At 73.5% G+C, this 16745-nt stretch carries 18 protein-coding genes and 1 pseudogene; 4 read left to right on the top strand and 15 right to left on the bottom strand.

The annotated features are described in order from the left end of the window. Positions 1 to 16: 16 nt before the first annotated feature. The gene (locus VFG42_RS12625; protein ID WP_324908907.1) at positions 17 to 1717 is read right to left on the bottom strand and encodes an MFS transporter; all 1701 of its coding nucleotides are present in this window, start codon (positions 1715 to 1717) and stop codon (positions 17 to 19) included. 150 nt (positions 1718 to 1867) lie between these two features. Then, positions 1868 to 2770: a Ku protein gene (locus VFG42_RS12620; RefSeq protein WP_324908905.1), complete on the bottom strand. Its 903-nt coding sequence runs from the start codon at positions 2768 to 2770 to the stop codon at positions 1868 to 1870. A gap of 177 nt (positions 2771 to 2947) precedes the next feature. Here VFG42_RS12620 and VFG42_RS12615 point away from each other — a divergent pair, with 177 nt between their 5' ends. Continuing rightward, on the top strand, positions 2948 to 3658 hold the full coding sequence (locus VFG42_RS12615) for a hypothetical protein (RefSeq protein WP_324908903.1): 711 nt from the start codon (positions 2948 to 2950) through the stop codon (positions 3656 to 3658). Positions 3659 to 3668: 10 nt separating this feature from the next. Here the strand turns inward: VFG42_RS12615 and VFG42_RS12610 are convergent, their stop codons facing one another. Further along, on the bottom strand, positions 3669 to 4283 hold the full coding sequence (locus VFG42_RS12610) for a type 1 glutamine amidotransferase domain-containing protein (RefSeq protein ID WP_324908901.1): 615 nt from the start codon (positions 4281 to 4283) through the stop codon (positions 3669 to 3671). A gap of 17 nt (positions 4284 to 4300) precedes the next feature. Between VFG42_RS12610 and VFG42_RS12605 the strand changes: the two genes are divergently transcribed. The 3 genes from VFG42_RS12605 to VFG42_RS12595 all read left to right on the top strand — a co-directional run bounded on the left by VFG42_RS12605 (position 4301) and on the right by VFG42_RS12595 (position 5793). Continuing rightward, positions 4301 to 4813 carry a ferritin-like domain-containing protein gene (locus VFG42_RS12605; RefSeq protein ID WP_324908899.1) on the top strand — a complete coding sequence of 171 codons (513 nt, stop codon included), beginning with the start codon at positions 4301 to 4303 and terminating at the stop codon, positions 4811 to 4813. A gap of 156 nt (positions 4814 to 4969) precedes the next feature. Beyond that, positions 4970 to 5434 carry an SRPBCC domain-containing protein gene (locus tag VFG42_RS12600; protein WP_324908897.1) on the top strand — a complete coding sequence of 155 codons (465 nt, stop codon included), beginning with the start codon at positions 4970 to 4972 and terminating at the stop codon, positions 5432 to 5434. After that, positions 5431 to 5793 (top strand): metalloregulator ArsR/SmtB family transcription factor, encoded by a 363-nt coding sequence (locus tag VFG42_RS12595; RefSeq protein ID WP_324908895.1) that lies wholly within the window; start codon positions 5431 to 5433, stop codon positions 5791 to 5793. Before VFG42_RS12600 ends, VFG42_RS12595 begins: the two co-directional genes overlap by 4 nt. Here the strand turns inward: VFG42_RS12595 and VFG42_RS12590 are convergent. The 12 genes and pseudogenes from VFG42_RS12590 to VFG42_RS12535 all read right to left on the bottom strand — a co-directional run bounded on the left by VFG42_RS12590 (position 5790) and on the right by VFG42_RS12535 (position 16736). Continuing rightward, positions 5790 to 6353 (bottom strand): dihydrofolate reductase family protein, encoded by a 564-nt coding sequence (locus tag VFG42_RS12590; RefSeq protein ID WP_324908893.1) that lies wholly within the window; start codon positions 6351 to 6353, stop codon positions 5790 to 5792. The genes VFG42_RS12595 and VFG42_RS12590 overlap by 4 nt on opposite strands. Further along, the gene (locus VFG42_RS12585; protein ID WP_324908890.1) at positions 6341 to 6853 is read right to left on the bottom strand and encodes an SRPBCC family protein; all 513 of its coding nucleotides are present in this window, start codon (positions 6851 to 6853) and stop codon (positions 6341 to 6343) included. The genes VFG42_RS12590 and VFG42_RS12585 overlap by 13 nt, the downstream gene beginning before the upstream one ends. Beyond that, on the bottom strand, positions 6854 to 7663 hold the full coding sequence (locus tag VFG42_RS12580) for a family 1 encapsulin nanocompartment shell protein (protein WP_324908888.1): 810 nt from the start codon (positions 7661 to 7663) through the stop codon (positions 6854 to 6856). 83 nt (positions 7664 to 7746) lie between these two features. Further along, positions 7747 to 8046, bottom strand: a pseudogene (locus VFG42_RS12575) (hypothetical protein); the annotation flags it as partial. Between the two features lie 10 nt (positions 8047 to 8056). Then, the gene (locus VFG42_RS12570; RefSeq protein WP_324908883.1) at positions 8057 to 8251 is read right to left on the bottom strand and encodes a hypothetical protein; all 195 of its coding nucleotides are present in this window, start codon (positions 8249 to 8251) and stop codon (positions 8057 to 8059) included. Between the two features lie 9 nt (positions 8252 to 8260). Beyond that, positions 8261 to 8911: an HAD family hydrolase gene (locus VFG42_RS12565; protein WP_324908881.1), complete on the bottom strand. Its 651-nt coding sequence runs from the start codon at positions 8909 to 8911 to the stop codon at positions 8261 to 8263. 129 nt (positions 8912 to 9040) lie between these two features. After that, complete coding sequence (locus VFG42_RS12560; protein WP_324908879.1) at positions 9041 to 10483, bottom strand: aldehyde dehydrogenase family protein; 1443 nt, start codon at positions 10481 to 10483, stop codon at positions 9041 to 9043. A gap of 23 nt (positions 10484 to 10506) precedes the next feature. After that, entirely contained in the window at positions 10507 to 12039 is a 1533-nt protein-coding gene (locus VFG42_RS12555) for a long-chain fatty acid--CoA ligase (protein WP_324908877.1), read from the bottom strand. After that, positions 12036 to 12983, bottom strand: a complete 948-nt coding sequence (locus tag VFG42_RS12550; protein WP_324908874.1) for an ester cyclase — start codon at positions 12981 to 12983, stop codon at positions 12036 to 12038. Before VFG42_RS12550 ends, VFG42_RS12555 begins: the two co-directional genes overlap by 4 nt. Continuing rightward, positions 12980 to 13780, bottom strand: coding sequence for an ABC transporter ATP-binding protein (locus VFG42_RS12545; RefSeq protein ID WP_324908872.1), 801 nt, complete (start codon positions 13778 to 13780; stop codon positions 12980 to 12982). The genes VFG42_RS12550 and VFG42_RS12545 overlap by 4 nt, the downstream gene beginning before the upstream one ends. Continuing rightward, positions 13777 to 15723, bottom strand: coding sequence for a dipeptide/oligopeptide/nickel ABC transporter permease/ATP-binding protein (locus VFG42_RS12540; protein ID WP_324908870.1), 1947 nt, complete (start codon positions 15721 to 15723; stop codon positions 13777 to 13779). Before VFG42_RS12540 ends, VFG42_RS12545 begins: the two co-directional genes overlap by 4 nt. Continuing rightward, entirely contained in the window at positions 15723 to 16736 is a 1014-nt protein-coding gene (locus tag VFG42_RS12535; protein ID WP_324908868.1) for an ABC transporter permease, read from the bottom strand. The genes VFG42_RS12540 and VFG42_RS12535 overlap by 1 nt, the downstream gene beginning before the upstream one ends. Positions 16737 to 16745 lie beyond the last annotated feature (9 nt).

The raw sequence follows: 16745 nt of genomic DNA, 5'->3' as shown, positions 1-16745 counted from the left end.
GGAACCTCCGGCGCCGTCAGGTGCGCGCCGTCTGCAAAGCGGCCAGCTCGCGCTGGACCATCGCCTCGTGCTCGGCCTCGTCCTCGCGCGCCTTGCGCGGGGACCAGCGGCCGGTCAGCAGGAACGTCGCGGGGATCAGGCACACCTGGCCGGCGAAGCAGATCCACCACCACGTCTGCCACTGGCCCGGGTTGTCCGCCTGGGCCTTCTGGACCTTGGCGGCGTTGGCCGACAGGAAGGCCAGGTCGGCCGGCGGCACCTTGGCCACCGACGCCAGGCGCGCCGCGGCCGTCGTGATCGGCACGTTCAACTTGGTGGAGATCTCCGTGATCGCCTTGGCCTGCGCGCCGCGGTTGCCCGCGCCCGCCGCCGTCAGCGTCGCCGGGTCCACCACCCCGAGCACCTGGACCTGCTGCGGGTAGGTCGCGACGATCTGGCTGACCCGCGTGCCCTTGTCCACCAACGTGGACGTCGCCGGCACGACGACCGGCAGCAGCGCGAAGCTCACGGTCACCACCAGCCGGATGATCCAGCCCCAGACCGCGAGGCCCGTGGCCGTCGCCGCCGGGTTGACCTTCTCCACCGTCTCGGTGAACGCCGCCATCCACGCCACGTAGGCGGTGCCGCCGCCGACCGCGCCGAGCACGAAGACCCACGCGAACGTGTGGTAGCTCGTGGTCGGGTGCGTCGCCCGCGAGGCGAAGATCGCCGCGGCGATCAGGCTCAGGCCGGTGCCGACGATCATCACCGGCTTGCGCACCCGGATCCGGTCGCTGAGCAGCCCGGCGGCGAGGAGGCCGCAGACGTTGGCGATCCAGTACCAGTTGGCCAAGGCGTTGGCCCGGTGCGCGCTGTAGCCGAACACCGTCGCGAAGTAGACCACCAGGAACGCGACGAAGATGTAGTACAACAGCAGGAAGAGCGAGATCGCCAGCGCGGGCAGCACGATGTCGGGCCGCAGCATCTGCAGCCAGTGGTTGCCGGCCAGGCGCTTCTCGCTGATCCCCGCCGCGCGCGCCTCGATCAGCGCGCGGTCGCGGATCGACACCATCAACTGGTCGCGCAGCGCGGGCGACAGCTCCCGCAGCCCGATCGCCGCCACCGCGAAGACCACGAGCCCGACGATGCCCGCCACGCGGAACTGGAACTGCCAGTCGGGGTGGTTGACGAGCGTGTGGCTGGAGACCTCGGTCACCGCCAGCGACCCGAGCACGGGCCCCATCGTCCAGAACGCCATCGCGCTCGCGCGGCCGATCTGCGGCGAGAAGTCGCGGATCAGCGCCGGCGTGGCGACCAACGCCATGCCCTCGACGATCGACACCAGCGCGAAGAACACCGTGTACTCGGCCTTGCTCGACGCGTTGGGCAGCGCGAACAGCGTCAGCAGCCCCACGACCAGCAGCCCACCGACGACCAGGTTGGCCCGGCCCCAGCGGTCCGCCAGCCCGGCGCCCAGCGACGCGAACGCGCCCACCAGGTTGCCGATCACCAACACGAACACGAACTGCGTGAACGTGAACCCGAAGTGGGCGATGATCTTCGTCGCGACCGACCCCTGGACGTACAGCTGGTAGTACAGGACCACGGTCGCCAGGACCGTGATCCCCAGGTAGACCGTGCGCTGCGCGGTCTCGGGGTAGCGCGTCAGCTGGCGGTTCCAGATCGACCTGTGGGTCGGCGCCCCACCGTATGCCTGGCCTCCTGCCACGGTGCTCATGCCACATGCTCCCTTCGTGCCAGGGCGCAGCCCAGCCCGGTGCCGGGCCGCAACGATCTCTCCAGACGTTGCGGGTACCCGGTTCGCGCCGTTTGTCACATGAGGGCGTCGTTACGGCGCGAGCGACGCGACACCGCCCGCGGTCTGCCGTCAGCCCTTCTTGGAGGCCGCCGGCTTGGCGCCGGCCTTCGGCTTGGCCGCCGCGCGCTTGCGCGCTGCGGGCTTCTCGGCGGCGCCGTCGCCACCGGCGTCGCCGTCGCCCGAGGTCTTGCGGACCGCGTCGAGGCTGGCCTTCAGCGCGCTCATCAGGTCGGGGACCGGCGCGGCCTCCTCCTCGACCTCCTGGACCACGATCTCCTCGCCGGCGGCCTTCTTCTCGATCATGGCGAGCACGGCCTCGCGGTAGGTGTCGCGGTACTTGCCCGGCTCGAACTCGCCGCTGAGCGACTCGACGAGCTGCTTGGCGATGTCCAGCTCGCGCGCGTTGGTCTTGACGTCGTCGGCCTCGGGGATGTCGTCGAGGCGCTCGGGGTCGACGACCTCGTCGGCGAACAACATGGTGGCCATCTCGAGGACGTCGTGGTCCGGGAGCGCGCGGATCGCGACCAGCGACTCCTTCTGGCGGATGACGACCTTGGCGATCGCGACCTTGTTGGTCTCGCGCATCGCCTCGAGCAGGAGGCGATAGGGCTTGGCGCCGCCGGTGCCGGGCGCCAGGTAGTACGGGTGGTCGTAGAAGATCGGGTCGATGTCGGAGAGGTCGACGAAGTCCTCGATGTCGATGGTCTTCGTCTTCTCGGGCTGGACGGACTCCAGCTCCGACGGCTCGATCACGACGTAGCGGTCGCCGGCGATCTCATAGCCCTTGACGAGGTCCTCGTAGGCGACCTCCTCGCCGGTGGACGCGTCCACCCGCTTCTGGGCGATCCGGGACCCGGTCTTGCCGTTGAGCTGGTTGAAGCGAACCGTCTTGCGGTTGACCGCGCTGTAGAGCTTGACGGGCACGGTCACGAGCCCGAAGCTGATGGCGCCGGTCCAGATCGAACGGGGCATGGACGCTCCAGTGTGCCCGACCGCACGCCGTTTGCACACCTTTCGCAGGCGAAATTGCGTGGCCTGACCGTCAACGGCCGGGGCGTGAGATCCGGGCCCTGGCGTTCGGTGGTGGCGCGTCGGAGACAAGGTGGTTTATGGTCCTCACCAACCGTTGGAGGACCGAGGAGGGTCTGCATGCCGAAGCACCTTGTCGCTGCCGTCGGGGTCGTCGCGGCGTGCGCGCTGGGGACGGGGAGCGCGGAGGCGGCGACGCTGGACGCGAAGGTGGCGGTGACGCCGAACACGGGTGGAAGCGCGCGCCACCCGCAGGGGCACAGGGTCACGGTCGACGCGAGCGTGGTCGTGCCAGAGGGCGAGTTTCCTCCGACGCTGACCGGCGTGGAGCTCTGGTACGGGCCGGGCCTGGAGTTCCACCGCGACGGCGTGCCCACGTGCTCGCCGCGGGTCCTGAGCCAGGGCGGGCCGACCGCGTGCCCGCCGCGGTCGCAGGTCGGCCAGACGGGGGGTGGCGGCATCGAGCCGGACGACCCGGTCGAGGCGCAACCGAAGTTCCACCTCTTCAACGCCCCCGGCGGGAGGATGACGATCTACGCGACGCTGCAGCATCCCGCTCGCGTCCGCGCCGTCATGCCCGGCACCGTCATCGACGGGGCGCGCGGCGCGTGGCCGCATCGCGACGCCTGGACGTTCCCGGTCACCCTGCAGAACGTGGCCCAGATGCCCGTCACGATCGGCCGTCTGCGGTTCTCCTTCGGCGGCACGCGCGCGGCACCGCACTACGTCGCCTCGACCTCCTGCCCGCCGGGGGGCTGGCCGTGGAGGATGCGCGTGCACGCCGGCGCGACCGTGCTGGTGGCGGACGGCCGCGCCCCGTGTCGTCGGTGAGGGACCGCGCCTAGGCCTTCGCGCTCGCCCCCTCCTTCGCGAACCGCTCCGAGGGCTTGCTGCCCTCGTGCCGGCCCTCGGCGAACTCCTCGATCATCTTGGCGTTGAAGGCCGGGAGGTCGTCGGGCTTGCGGGAGGTCACGAGGGTGGGTGGGCCCGCGTCCACGACGACCTCCTCGTCGACCCACTGGCCGCCGGCGTTGCGGATGTCGGTCCGCAGCGAGGGCCAGGAGGTGAGCTTGCGGTCGCGGACGACGTCGGCCTCGACGAGCGTCCAGGGCGCGTGGCAGATCGCGGCGACGGGCTTGCCCGCGTCGAAGAAGGCGCGTACGAACTTCACGGCCTCGGGGTGCGTGCGCAGGTTGTCGGGGTTGGCGACGCCGCCGGGCAGCATGACGGCGTCGTAGTCGGCGGGGTCCGCGTCGCCGACCGCGCCATCGACCGGGAACCTGCCCGCCTTGTCGAGGTGGTCGAACGCCTGGGCCTCACCGGACTCCGGAGCGAGGAGCGCGACGGTCGCGCCCGCCTCCTCCAGCGCCTTGCGCGGTTCGGTCAGCTCGACCTGCTCGATGCCCTCGTTGGCGACGAGGATCGCGACCTTCTTGCCTTTGAGTGTGCCGGCCATGGGGTAGGCCTCACCACATGGCGCAGACACGAAACGCGAGCCAGGGCATCCTGGCCGACGACAAGACGCACGAGCGCGAGCAGATCATCGAGATGCTCAAGAAGGCGTACTGGATGGAGATCGAGACGGTGATGTCCTACATCACCAACTCGATCAACCCTGACGGCGTCCGCGCCCAGGAGATCATCGAGTCGCTGCAGACCGACATCCAGGAGGAGCTGGGACACGCGCAGCAGTTCGCGACGCGCATCAAGGAGCTCTACGGGGTCGTCCCCGGGTCGCTGGACTTCACGGCCGAGCAGACCTACCTCCAGCCGCCCCAGCACCAGACCGACGTCGTGCACGTGATCAAGGGCGTCATCGAGGCCGAGACCGGCGCGATCGAGCACTACAACGCGGTCATCGAGGCCACCGAGGGCGTCGACCCCGTCACCAACGACATGGTCATCGCGATCCTCCGCGACGAGGAGGGCCACCGCCGGCTCTTCGAGGGCTACCTGCGCGAGTACGAGGCGGAGGGGCTGGCCTAGGCGCCACCCCTCGCCCGGCGCGCGGCCCGCGGGGCCGCGCCGCGCCACCGCGGGCCCCAGGGGGATGACCGGCTGACTTGCAACCTTCGGTTGCGTGTGCTCTCATACGCAACCGTTGGTTGCATCTCCCTCTCCCCCTTCCGAATGGAGCCCGCAGTGAGCACCCCTGATCAGATCGCCCGCGACATCCTCATCGACGCGCCGGTGGACGTCGTCTGGCGCGTCGTCACCGAGCCCGAGCACATCGCGCGGTGGTTCAGCGACACGGCCGAGATCGACCTGCGCCCCGGCGGCGACGGCGTGTTGACGTTCCGCCAGAACGGCGGCCACGTCGCCCCGCTGGTCGTCGACACGGTGCGGCCGCCGACGACGTTCGCGTTCCGCTGGTCGGCGCCCGAGGGCGAGACGGCGCACGAGGGCAACTCGACGCTCGTGACGTTCTCGCTGGCGCCCGAGGGCGACGGCGCCACCCGGTTGAGCGTCGTCGAGTCCGGCATCGCCGCGCTGCCCGGCGGCGACGAGCGCCACCGCGCGTTCTTCGACGACCACTCGCAGGGCTGGGGGACGATCGTCCCGCGCCTGGGCGAGTACGCGCCGACCGCGGCGGGCGCGCTGCGGTGAGCACCGCGCTCGCGCCGGGCTTCGACGAGGAGCTGTGGGCGGCGGTCGGCGACCCCAGCCGCCGCCGCGTCCTCGACGCGCTGCTGACCCGCGGCACCGCGACGCCCACCGCCCTCGCCGACGACCTGCCGCTGACCCGCCAGGCGGTGACCAAGCACCTCGCGGTCCTCGACCGCGCGGGGCTGGTCACCGCGCGCCGCCACGGCCGCGAGGTCCGCTTCGCGGTCCAGCCCGCCCGCCTCGACGAGGCGACCCGGGCGCTGACCGACGCGGCCCGCGCCTGGGACCGCCGGCTGCTGGCGATCAAGCGGATCGCCGAGGAGCTGGCGGCGTCCGAGGCGGGGCGCGCGGAGGACTAGCGGTCGACCGCGTAGCGGACGTGCACCACGCCGTTGGCGAAGCGTCGCTGCGCCAGGAGCGAGAGGTTCGCGCGGAGGTCGTCGGGCAGGGCCCGGAGGCCTCCGCCGACCGTCACCGGCGAGAGGAACAGGCCGATCTCGTCGACGAGGCCGGCGCGGAGGGCCTCGGCGGCGATCGTCGGGCCGCCGATCGAGACGTCGGTCGGCGCGTCGCGGACCAGCGTCCGCAGCGCGTCGGCGTCGAAGGACGACATGATCCGCGTGCTCGGCGTCGCGGGCTCGGCGAGCGTCGAGGACACCACCACCTTCTCGGCCGCGCGCCAGATCGTGGCGTAGTCGTGCATGACCGGGTCCGGCTCGGCGCCCATCCACCCGTCGTCCTGCCAGACCTTCATCACGTCATACATCTTGCGACCGTAGATGTAGGTGCCGATCGGGCGCTCCTGGTCGTTGACGTAGGCGTGCACCTCCTCGTCGGGCGCCGACCAGTCGAACTTGCCCTCGGCGTCGGCGACGTAGCCGTCCAGCGAGGCGATCGCCGAGTAGATCAGCGCAGCCATGTCGCGTCGTAGTGCTTCCTGGTGTCTTTGAACAAGGACGACAACAAGCGACGGTTGACCGGCTCGCCGGGACGCCCGGCCGCCGACGGCTCGTAGGCGATGGTCCACGTGAACACGCACGACGGCCTGCCGTCCGCGGCGGGCTCGACGAGGTAGTCCTCCGCGAACGCGCGCGCCAGCGGCGCGGTCGCCTGCAGCACGGTGAAGGACTTGCGGCGGCCCTCCTCCCAGCGGAAGTAGCGCTCGCGAAAGCCGACGGCGCCGCGCAGCGCGCGGACCTCGCGGGTCGTCCCCACGCCGAAGGGGCGCTCCGACGTCCACGTGATGGCGTCGAGGATCCGGCACCAGTCCAGCGTGCCCTCGCCGGTCAGGTCGGCCCACACCGCTTCGGCGGGCCGGGCGATCGCGAGCCGGGCCACCAGCCGGACGGGCGCCTCGTCGAAGAAGCGCCCGTCGTCGATCGGCCGGGTCTCGAACCAGGGGCGACGCAAGGCCTTCATCTAGCGGACGATCGCGACCGCGGCCTCGGGCGACGCCACGCGGAAGGCGAACGACTCCTCCAGGTAGAGCGTCACCGACCCGGCGTCGTGGGACTCGTAGCCGACCGCGATGTCCTGGCCGGACTCGAACAGGAAGTCGCCGCCGCGCTGCGACAGGACCACGCCGCCGTCGACGCCCGGCGCCCACACGATCGGCCCGCCGAGGATCTGGCGCAGGTGGTCGAACAGCAGGACGCCGCCGCGCTCGGCGGTCTCGATCACGCGGGTGTACTCCTCGCGCCCCAGCGCCAGGCCGTACGGCCCGGCGACGCCATTGCGCAGCAGCGTCTCGACCGCGCGCGCCACGAACGACGGGTAGCGCTCGACCTCGTCCCCGCACGGGATCGCGTCGTGCGGCGAGACGCGCGCGATGCCGTCGATCCCGGCCTCGCTCCAGCCGTGGAAGACCGCGGTGTTCTCGGAGACGACCATCCGCTGCGCGGCCGCGTCCAGGTCGGCGAAGTCGACGTCCTCGGCGCCGCGGTCGCCCGCGGCCAGCTCGGCGCGCGAGACCGTGAAGCGCGCGCGGACCTCGACCAGCGGCTGGACCCGCCGCACCCGACCCTCGACGTGGTCCAGCGGCGAGATCTCGGCCTCGGCGACGCGCCCAAGGTCCACCGCGCTGTGCTCCCAGCCCTTGGGCCCGGAGAAGTCGACCAGCCGCCGCGCGGCGAGGCCCGCGGTCAGCCGCGCCTTGGCCTCCTCGTCGATCAGCGCCCAGCCGGCCTCGCTGATCGGCGCGTGCCCGCGCAGGAGATGCCCGTTGGCCATCACGCCACCCCCCGCAGCGAGCCGATGCCCAGCGAGCCGTCCAGCGCCAGGCCGGCATCGTCGTCGGCGTCGCCGGCCTCGGCCTCGGCGGACTCGCCGTGCTCGACCACGTCGCCCTCCTTGAACAGCACGCCCTGGGCGATCTCGCGCCACTTCGGCTTGCGACGCAGCAGGAACTCCAGGTCCATCGCGAAGTGCTTGTACTCCTCGCCGACCGCGTCGCTCATGATCGCGTGCGCCTCGGGGTCCTTCTCCAGCGCCAGCCGCTGCTCGTACCAGCCGATCGCCTCGGCCTCCTCGGTGAGCGACGCGCACAGGCGGGCGAACGTCCGGGTCTCCTCCGGCAGCTCCTCCGGAGGCTCGTGGTACTGATCGAAGCCCATGGCCCCGACCTTACTCAGCCGGGGCCGGCGGGTCGATCGGATCTTCGCGCGGGGCGTCGGGCTCCGGCTCGACGTCGGGGCCGACCGGGTGGCCCGGCGTGCCGGGCTCGACCGGCGGCTGGGGGTCGGCGGGCACCGGGGAGGGCTCGGGCACGATCGGGGTCGCGGGCTCTGTCGGCTGCGGGACTTCCAACACGAGGGTCATTCCCGCCTGCTACCCCAGCGGGGACTGATCCAACTTCTGGCGCAGCTCGTCGATCGACTCGTAGACCTCCGCGGCGCCCGCCTCGCGCAGCTCCTCGGAGGAGAACCCGCCGGTCAGCACGGCGATCGACGCGATCCCCGCGGCCTTCGCGGCCTGGCAGTCCCAGGTCGAGTCGCCGATCATGATCGCGTCCTTGGACCCGACCTTGTCCAGCGCGGCGAGCACGAGGTCCGGGTCGGGCTTGGTCGCCTCGACGTCGGCCGAGGTCGTCCAGCCGTCGGCCAGCGAGCGCGCGTCGAGCAGGTCGAGGTAGTGGTCGACCTCGTCGGCCTTCGCCGACGACGCCAGCACGATCATCGACCCGCGGTCGCGCAGGTCCTCCATCAGCGCCCGCGCCCCGCGCAGCGGCTCGACCTCCTCGATGAACGTGAGGTACAGCGCCTTCTCGGCCGCGCGGATGTCGTCGCCCTCGCGCTCCTCGGCGTCCTCGGACAGCAGCGCGGCGACGAGCTTGTCGCCGCCCATGCCGATGTGGCGGTGGATCTGCCAGATCGGGACGACGTGCCCGTGCTGGCGAAAGGCGCGGAACCACGCGACGGCGTGGTGGTAGTTGGTGTCGATCAGGGTTCCGTCGATGTCGAGGATGGCGGCGGCGGGCATGCTGGATGGTCACTACCCAGCGCCGCTCGCGATCCACACACCGAGGTGTCGACCGAGCCGCGGCCCGGCGGTCGGCTCGCGGCGGACGGCGACACCGTGGAGATCACCGTGTCGCCGTCCGGCGGGCCGCTACCGCTGCAGCGCCTTGAGCTCCAGGTACTCCTCGATCCCGTAGCGGCCCAGCTCGCGGCCGTTGCCGGACTGCTTGTAGCCGCCGAACGGGGCGAGCGGGTTGAAGGCGCCGCCGTTGAGGTCGACCTGGCCGGTCCGGAGGCGGCGGGCGACGCGCTTGGCGCGGTCCTCGTCGCCCGACCAGACGGCGCCGGCGAGGCCGTAGATGGTGTCGTTGGCGATCGCGACGGCCTCGTCGTCGCCGTGGTCGTAGGGGATGATCGACAGCACGGGGCCGAAGACCTCCTCGCGGGCGATCGTCATGTCGTTGGTGACGCCGGAGAGGACGGTCGGGCGGACGAACCAGCCCGCGTCGACGCCGACGGGGGCCTCGGACCCGCCGGTGAGCAGCCGCCCACCCTCCGCGATGCCCGCCTCGATCATGCCGCGCACGCGTGTCCGCTGAGCCTCGGTGACCATCGGGCCCAGGCGCGTGGCCGGGTCCAGCGGGTCGCCGACGGTGAACGCCTCGGCGCCGGCGGCGGCCAGCGCCTCGGCCTCGGCCAGCAGCGCGCGCGGCACGAGCATGCGGCTCTGCGCGTTGCAGCTCTGGCCGCCGTTGAGGAAGCACTTCTCCAGGCCGTCGGCGACCGCCGCGGGCAGGTCGGCGTCGTCGAGGATCACGTTGGCCGACTTGCCGCCCAGCTCCAAGGCCACGCGCTTGATCGTCCGCGCCGCCAGCTCCGAGACGCGCCGGCCCGCGCGCGTCGATCCGGTGAAGGACACCATGTCGACGTCCGGATGGGCGGCGATGGCCTCGCCGACGACCGGGCCGGTGCCGGTCACGATGTTCAACACGCCCGGCGGCAGGCCGACCTCGGCGCAGACCTCGGCCAGCGCGAACGCCGTCAGCGGCGTGACCTCGGAGGGCTTGAGCACGACCGTGCAGCCGGCGGCCAGCGCCGGCGCGACCTTCGCGGCGACCTGGTGCAGCGGGTAGTTCCACGGCGTGATCGCGCCGACGACGCCGATCGGCTCGCGCAGCACGAGCGAGGTGCCGGCCTCCTCCTCCCAGGCGACGTCGTCGAGGAAGCCGGCGGCCGAGGTGAACGTGAAGACCGGCAGGCCGACCTGCAGGATCCGGGCGACGGCCAGCGGCGTGCCGACCTCGCGGCTGACGCCGGTCGCCAGCGCCTCGGCCCGCGCCTGCAGGCCCTCGCCGATCGCGGTCAGCAGCGCGCCGCGCTCGGCGGCCGGCGTGGCGGCCCAGGCGGGGAAGGCGCGCCGCGCGGCGGCGACCGCGCGGTCGACGTCGGCGGGCCCGCCGAGCGGGATGCGGCCCAGCGGCGCGCCCGTCGTCGGGTTGCCGACCTCGCGCGTCGCGTCGGTCGACGGGGCGACCCAGCCACCGTCGATGTAGAACCGCTCGCGCACGAGCGCCTCGGGTACGGACTCCAGCATGGTGCTCCTCTCGGTGGTCTTCACTACAGGGCGATCTCGCGCTTGAGGACCTTGCCGGTCGGCCCCTTGGGCAGCTCGTCGACGACGCGCACCACGCGCGGGTACTTGTAGGGCGCGACACGCTCGCGGACGAACGCGCGCAGCTCCTCCGGCGTCGCGGCGGCGGGCGCGCGCAGCACGACGGCGGCGCCGACCTCCTGGCCGAGGTGGTCGTCGGGCACGGCGACGACGGCCGCCTCGCGCACGGCGGGGTGCTCGTAGAGCACCTCCTCCACCTCGCGCGGGTAGACGTTGTAGCCGCCGCGGATGATGAGGTCCTTCTTGCGGTCGACGATGAAGAAGCGCCCCGCGTCGTCGACGCGCGCCATGTCGCCGGTGGCCAGCCAGCCGTCGCGGACGGTCTCGGCGGTCGCGTCCGGCCGGCGCCAGTAGCCCTTCATCACGTTGTCGCCGCGGATCTCGATCTCGCCGACCTCGCCGGCGGGAAGCGGGCGCCGCGCGTCGTCGACCACGCGCATCTCGACGCCGTCGATCGGGCGGCCGATCGAGCCGGGCGTGCGACCGTCGACGCGGTTGAACGCGGCGACCGGCGACGTCTCCGAGAGGCCGTAGCCCTCCAGCAGCGGGCAGTCGAAGCGGGCCTCGACGTCGCGCAGCACCTCGACCGGCAGCGAGGCGCCGCCGGAGAGGCAGAGGCGCAGGCGCGAGGCGCCGGCGTCGGCGTCGGCGTCGGGCGACGGCGCCGCGTGGGCGAGCAAGGCGGTGTACATGGTCGGCACGCCGGCGAAGACCGTGACGCCGTCGGCGACCATGGCCAGCGCCTCATCCGGCGAGAAGCGCGGCACCAGCCGGACGTGCGCGCCGCTCAGCAGCGCCGCGTTGAGCACGCACGTCTGGCCGAAGGAGTGGAACAACGGCAGGCCGCCGAAGACGACGTCGTCGCGGTCCAGGCCGAACAGCCGAGCGGAGGCCCGCGCGTTGGACACCAGGTTGGCGTGGGTCAGCTCGGCGCCCTTGGGCCGGCCGGTCGTGCCCGAGGTGTAGAGGATGACGGCGGTGTCGTCGTGCGCGGGCGCGGCGGCGGCAACCGCGGCGGCCAGGGCCGGGTCCGCTCCGGCGGCGGCGAGCGCGGGGCGCTCGTCGTCGACGTCGACGAGCGCGACGCCGCCCACCTCCCCCGCCGCCGCCCGCGCCTCCTCGACGGCCGTCGGCCACGCCACGACCGCCCGCGCCCCCGCGTCCTCCAAGGTGTAGGTGATCTCGCGCCGGCGCAGCAGCGGGTTGAGCGGCACGACGATCGCGCCCAGGCGCAGCACCGCGTGGTAGACGACCGGGAAGGCCATCACGTTGGGCAGCAGCACCGCGACCCGGTCGCCGCGGCCCACGCCCGCGGCGGCCAGCCGCGCGGCCGTCCGCCCCGCGGCGGCGTCCAGCTGGGCGTAGGTCAGCGTGTCGGCGCCGAGCGAGACGGCGGGACGGTCGGCGTGGACGACGGCCGACGCCGTGAGGATCTCGGCCACGCCGCCGTCCGCCGCCCGCTCGGCGCCCGCGGTCACGCCGACAGCCCCAGCGCGCGGCGCATGGCGACGCCGTCGACCCACGTGTCCTTGCGCTGGACCTTGCCGTCGACGCAGTGCAGGACGTCGATCGCGCCGAAGCTCGCCTTCGTGCCGGTCGGGACGCCCATCTCGTCGCCCGCCGGGAACGGCTTCTCCAGCGTGCCGACGATGTCGTACTCGAGGATCGCGAGATCCTCGCGGACCGTCGTGCGATGGATCTCGCAGTGGTAGTCGGGCCAGGCCTCGAAGACGTAGGCGAACACGTCGCGCACGGCCGGCGAGGCGACGGGGTCCGAGCCCTCCAGGTGCAGGTGGAAGACCATGTCGTCGGTGTGCATGGCGATGATCGCGTCGAGGTCGTGCGCGTCCCACGCCGCCCCGTAGGCGGCGGCGAGCCGCTCGGTCCGGGCCAGCGCGTCGGTGGTGTCTGCGGTCATGTCGTCTCCTTGGTTGAGGGGCTCTGCGATGGGCGCGGGCGCCGGGCCGGCGGGCCGCGGCGTCCCGTTCAGGCCGAGCGCGCGCCGCATCGCGACGACGTCGACGTAGGTGTCCTGGCGGACGATCCGGCCGCCGTCGCAGCGCAGGATGTCCACGGCGCCGAAGCGGGCGCGCACGCCGGTCGGGACGCCGGTCTCGTCGCCGAGGGGAAACGGCGTGGCCAGCGTTCCGGTGATGTCGAACTCCAGCACCGCGAGGTCGTCGCGGACGGTCGTGCGCACGACGTCGACGTGGTAGTCGGGCCAGGCCTCGAAGACGCCCTTCAGCGCCTCGGCGGTCGCGGCCGCCGAGGGCAGCTCCTCGCCGCCGAGGTGCAGGTGGAAGACGGCGTCGGGGGCGCGCAGCTCGCGCCGCTGCCCGTTCGTGCGGTCGTTGGCGGCGGCGACATGGTCGGCGACGAGCTGTCGGGTCTGCTCGCGGAGGGTCGGTGAGGTTCCGGTCATCGGGGACTTCCTGTCGGGGTCGGGGATTGGGTGTGCATCCGGGGCACGGCGTCGAGCAGCGCCTTGGTGTAGGGGTCGCTCGGGGCGTCGAACAGCGGGCCGCACGCGCCCCGCTCGACGACGCGGCCGTGGCGCATCACGACGACCGCGTCGCAGAGGTTGCGGACGACCGCCAGGTCGTGCGAGATGAACAACATGGACAACCCCAGCTCGGCCTGCAGGCGCCGCAGCAGGTTGAGGACCGCCGCCTGCACCGAGACGTCCAGGGCCGAGGTGATCTCGTCGGCGATCAGCGCGCGCGGCTCGGTGGCCAGCGCGCGGGCCAGCGCGACGCGCTGGCGCTGCCCGCCCGACAGCTCGTGCGTGTAGCGCGCGGCGTACGCCGCGTCCAGCGTCACCAGCTCCAGCAGCCGGCGGACCTCGGCGCCGAGGGCGCGGCGCGGCAGCGCGCGGTGGGCCCGCACGGCCTCGCCGACCAGCTCGGCGACCGTCATGCGCGGGTTCAACGAGGACTGCGGGTTCTGGAAGACGAGCTGGACGCTCGCGCGCAGCCGCGCGCGGCCACGGCGCCGGCGCACGTCCACGACGTCCCCGTCGACCCGCACGGTCCCGTCGCGCAGCGGCGCGAGCCCGACGAGGGCGCGCGCGACCGTCGACTTGCCCGAGCCCGACTCGCCGACCAGGCCGAGCGTCAGGCCCTCGGCCAGCTCCAGCGAGACGTCGTCGACGACCAGCCGCGCCGCGCGGCCGCTCCCGTAGCGGACGGCGAGGCCCTCGCCGCTCAGCACGGCGCTCACGCGCCCACCGCCTTGATCGACACCGCGCCGTCGTTCATGGGGTCGCTCTCCAGCTCGCCGATCCGCAGGCACGCGGCGCGGTGCGCCGGGCGGTGCTCGGCCAAGCGCGGCCGCTGCGCGCCGCAGGCCTCCCGCGCGTGGGCGCAGCGCGGCGCGAACGGGCAGCCGACGATGTCGGCGTCGGCCGCGGGCGGCTGGCCGGGGATCGTCGCGAGGTCCTCCCCGCGCGGCGTGTCCAGGCGCGGGATCGACGCCAGCAGCGCGCGCGTGTAGGGATGCAGCGGCGCGCGCAGCACGTCGGCGGCCAGGCCCTCCTCGACCAGCTCGCCCGCGTACATCACCAGCACGCGGTCGCAGATCTCGGCGACGACCCCGAGGTCGTGGGAGATGAGCAGCACGGCGACGCCGTCACGCTCGCGCGTGTCCTTCAACAGCTCGAGGATCTGCTTCTGGACCGTGACGTCCAGCGCGGTCGTCGGCTCGTCGGCGACGATCAGCCGCGGGTCGGTCATCAGCGCGGCGGCGATCATCGCGCGCTGCTGCATCCCGCCCGACCACTCGTGCGGGTGCTGGCGCAGGCGCTCGGGCGCGTCGGCGATGCCGACCTCGGTCAGCCGCGCGATCGCCCGCTGCCGCGCCTCGGCGCGCGAGAGCCCGAGGTGGACCTCGGAGGCCTCGGTGACCTGCGTGCCGATCCGCAGCGCCGGGTTCAGCGAGGACATGGGGTTCTGGAAGACCATCCCGAGCGCCGTCGCCAGGTGCTTGCGCGTCGCGGCGGCCGGCCGCCGGCGCAGGTCGACGCCGGCGACGCGCAGCTCGCTCGCGCTCACCGACGCGGACGGCGGCAGCAGGCGGGAGAGCGCCAGCGCGGTCATCGACTTGCCGCTCCCGGACTCGCCGACGACGCCGACGACCTCGCCGGGCGCGACGGCGAGCGAGACGCCGCGCACCGGCCGGGTCGCGCCGCCGCCGATCGTGACCTCCAGGTCGGCGACGGCGGCGACGAGGGCGGCGTCGTCCGCGTGCGCGGCGGCGGCGTCGTCGGCGGCGGGCGCGGGCGCGCTCCGCGGCGCGGGCGCGCCGGCGTCGTCGCGCGTCGTCCGCGCCGCTCGCCGCGGCCCGGCCGCCCGGCGCGCCATCGGGTTGGCCAGCCGCGCCAGCTCCTCGCCGACGAGCGTGAAGACGATCCCGGCGAAGACGATCGCCACCGCCGGCGCGAGCGCGGCGACCGGCGTCGTGTAGAGGCGCTCCAGCCCGTCGGAGAGCATCGCGCCCCAGTCGTATTGCGGCGGGCGCACGCCGAGGCCGAGGAAGCTCAGCGCCGACAGGACGATCAGCGCGCTGGCCGCCGCGACCATCGTCACCGAGATCAGCGGCTCGGCCGCGTTGGGCAGCACGTAGCGCCACAGCAGGCGACGCGGGCCGATGCCGACGACGCGCGCGTTGTCCATGTAGTCGGACGTCGCGATCGCGGCGGCGAGCGTCTGCGCGACGCGCGCGAAGATCGGCGTCAGCGCGATCGCCATCGCGATCACCGCGCTCTTGGAGCCCGCGCCCATGATCGCGCAGACGAACAGCGCGACGAGGATCGCGGGGAACGCGACGGCGACCGAGATGACGCGGCCGACCGCCCGGCGGGCGCGCGGCCCGAGCACGCCGGCCAGCGCGCCGAGCGGGAAGCCGACGAGCGCCGCCAGCAGCGCGGCGGCCAGCGACAGCTCCAGCGAGAGCCGCGTCGCGACGACCGTGCGGGCGAAGATGTCGCGCCCGAGGTCGTCGGTCCCCAGCCAGTGCGCCGAGGACGAGCCCTGGCGCGCGGAGAGCACGTCGACCTTGCCCGCCTGGTCGTCCAGGAGCGTCGGGCCGAGCACCGCCGCGAGCAGCAGCACGAGGACGGCGACGCCGACGACGACCGCGCGGGCGGTGGGACGCGGGCGCGCCATCACGCCGTCTCCGTCAGCAGCCGCGGGTCCAGCCACGCCAGCGCCGCGTCGACCAGCGTGTTGATGACCAGCACCATCACGCCCAGGACGAAGACCGCGCCTTCGATCACCGGGTAGTCGCGCGTCTCGATCGCCTCGACGACGAGCGTCCCGAGGCCCGGCCAGGCGAAGACGTTCTCGACCACGACCGTGCTGCCGAGCAGCCCGGCGAACAGCAGGCCGCCGATCGTCAGCGCCGAGGTCAGCAGGTTCGGCAGCGCGTGGCGCAGGTAGAGCAGCCGCGCGGGCAGGCGGTGGCCGCGCGCCGCGCGGACGTAGTCGGTGGCCAGCACGCGGACCGTCTCCAGCCGCACGATCCGCGCCAGCGCCGCGGTCGGCGCGATCGCCAGCGCGAGCACCGGCAGCACCCAGCTGTCCGGACCGCCCCGGCCGGCGATCGGCAGCCAGCCGAGCGTCACGCCGAACACGTACACCAAGAACACGCCGGTCACGAACTCCGGCAGCGACGCGAGCAGGCCGTTGCCGAACCCGAACGCCATCTCCACGCGCGGACGCCGTCCCCCCTCGGTCGCCGCGCCCGCGACCATCCCGACGGCCACGCCGACGACCAGCATCACCGCGCACGCCAGGCCCGCGAGCAGCAGCGTGCCGAGCAGGCGGTCGCCGATCAGCGCGGTCACGTCGCGGTGGCTGGAGAACGACTGGCCGAAGTCCAGCCGCGCGACGTCGCCCAGATAGGAGACGTACTGCGCCGGCAGCGAGCGGTCCAGGCCCAGCGACGCGCGCAGGTGCGCGACCGTCTCGGGCCGCGCGTCGACGCCCGCGATCGTGCGAGCCGGGTCGCCCGGCAGCAGGCGCAGGATGAAGAACGCCGCGGTCGCGACGAACACGACCCCGAGCGCCAGCTGCACCAGCCGACGGCCGATCCAGCCGAGCCACGGGGAGCGGCGCGTGGCGCGCGCCGCTCCCCGCGCCCGCGGCGCGGGCGGTGCCGTGGAGGCGATCGTCGACATGGCGGGGCC

It is taken from the genome of Baekduia sp., from assembly GCF_035685985.1.
Lineage (GTDB): Bacteria > Actinomycetota > Thermoleophilia > Solirubrobacterales > Solirubrobacteraceae > Baekduia.
The sequence above is the reverse complement of the archived record's forward strand: the minus strand, read 5'-3'. Positions and strand labels throughout refer to the sequence as shown.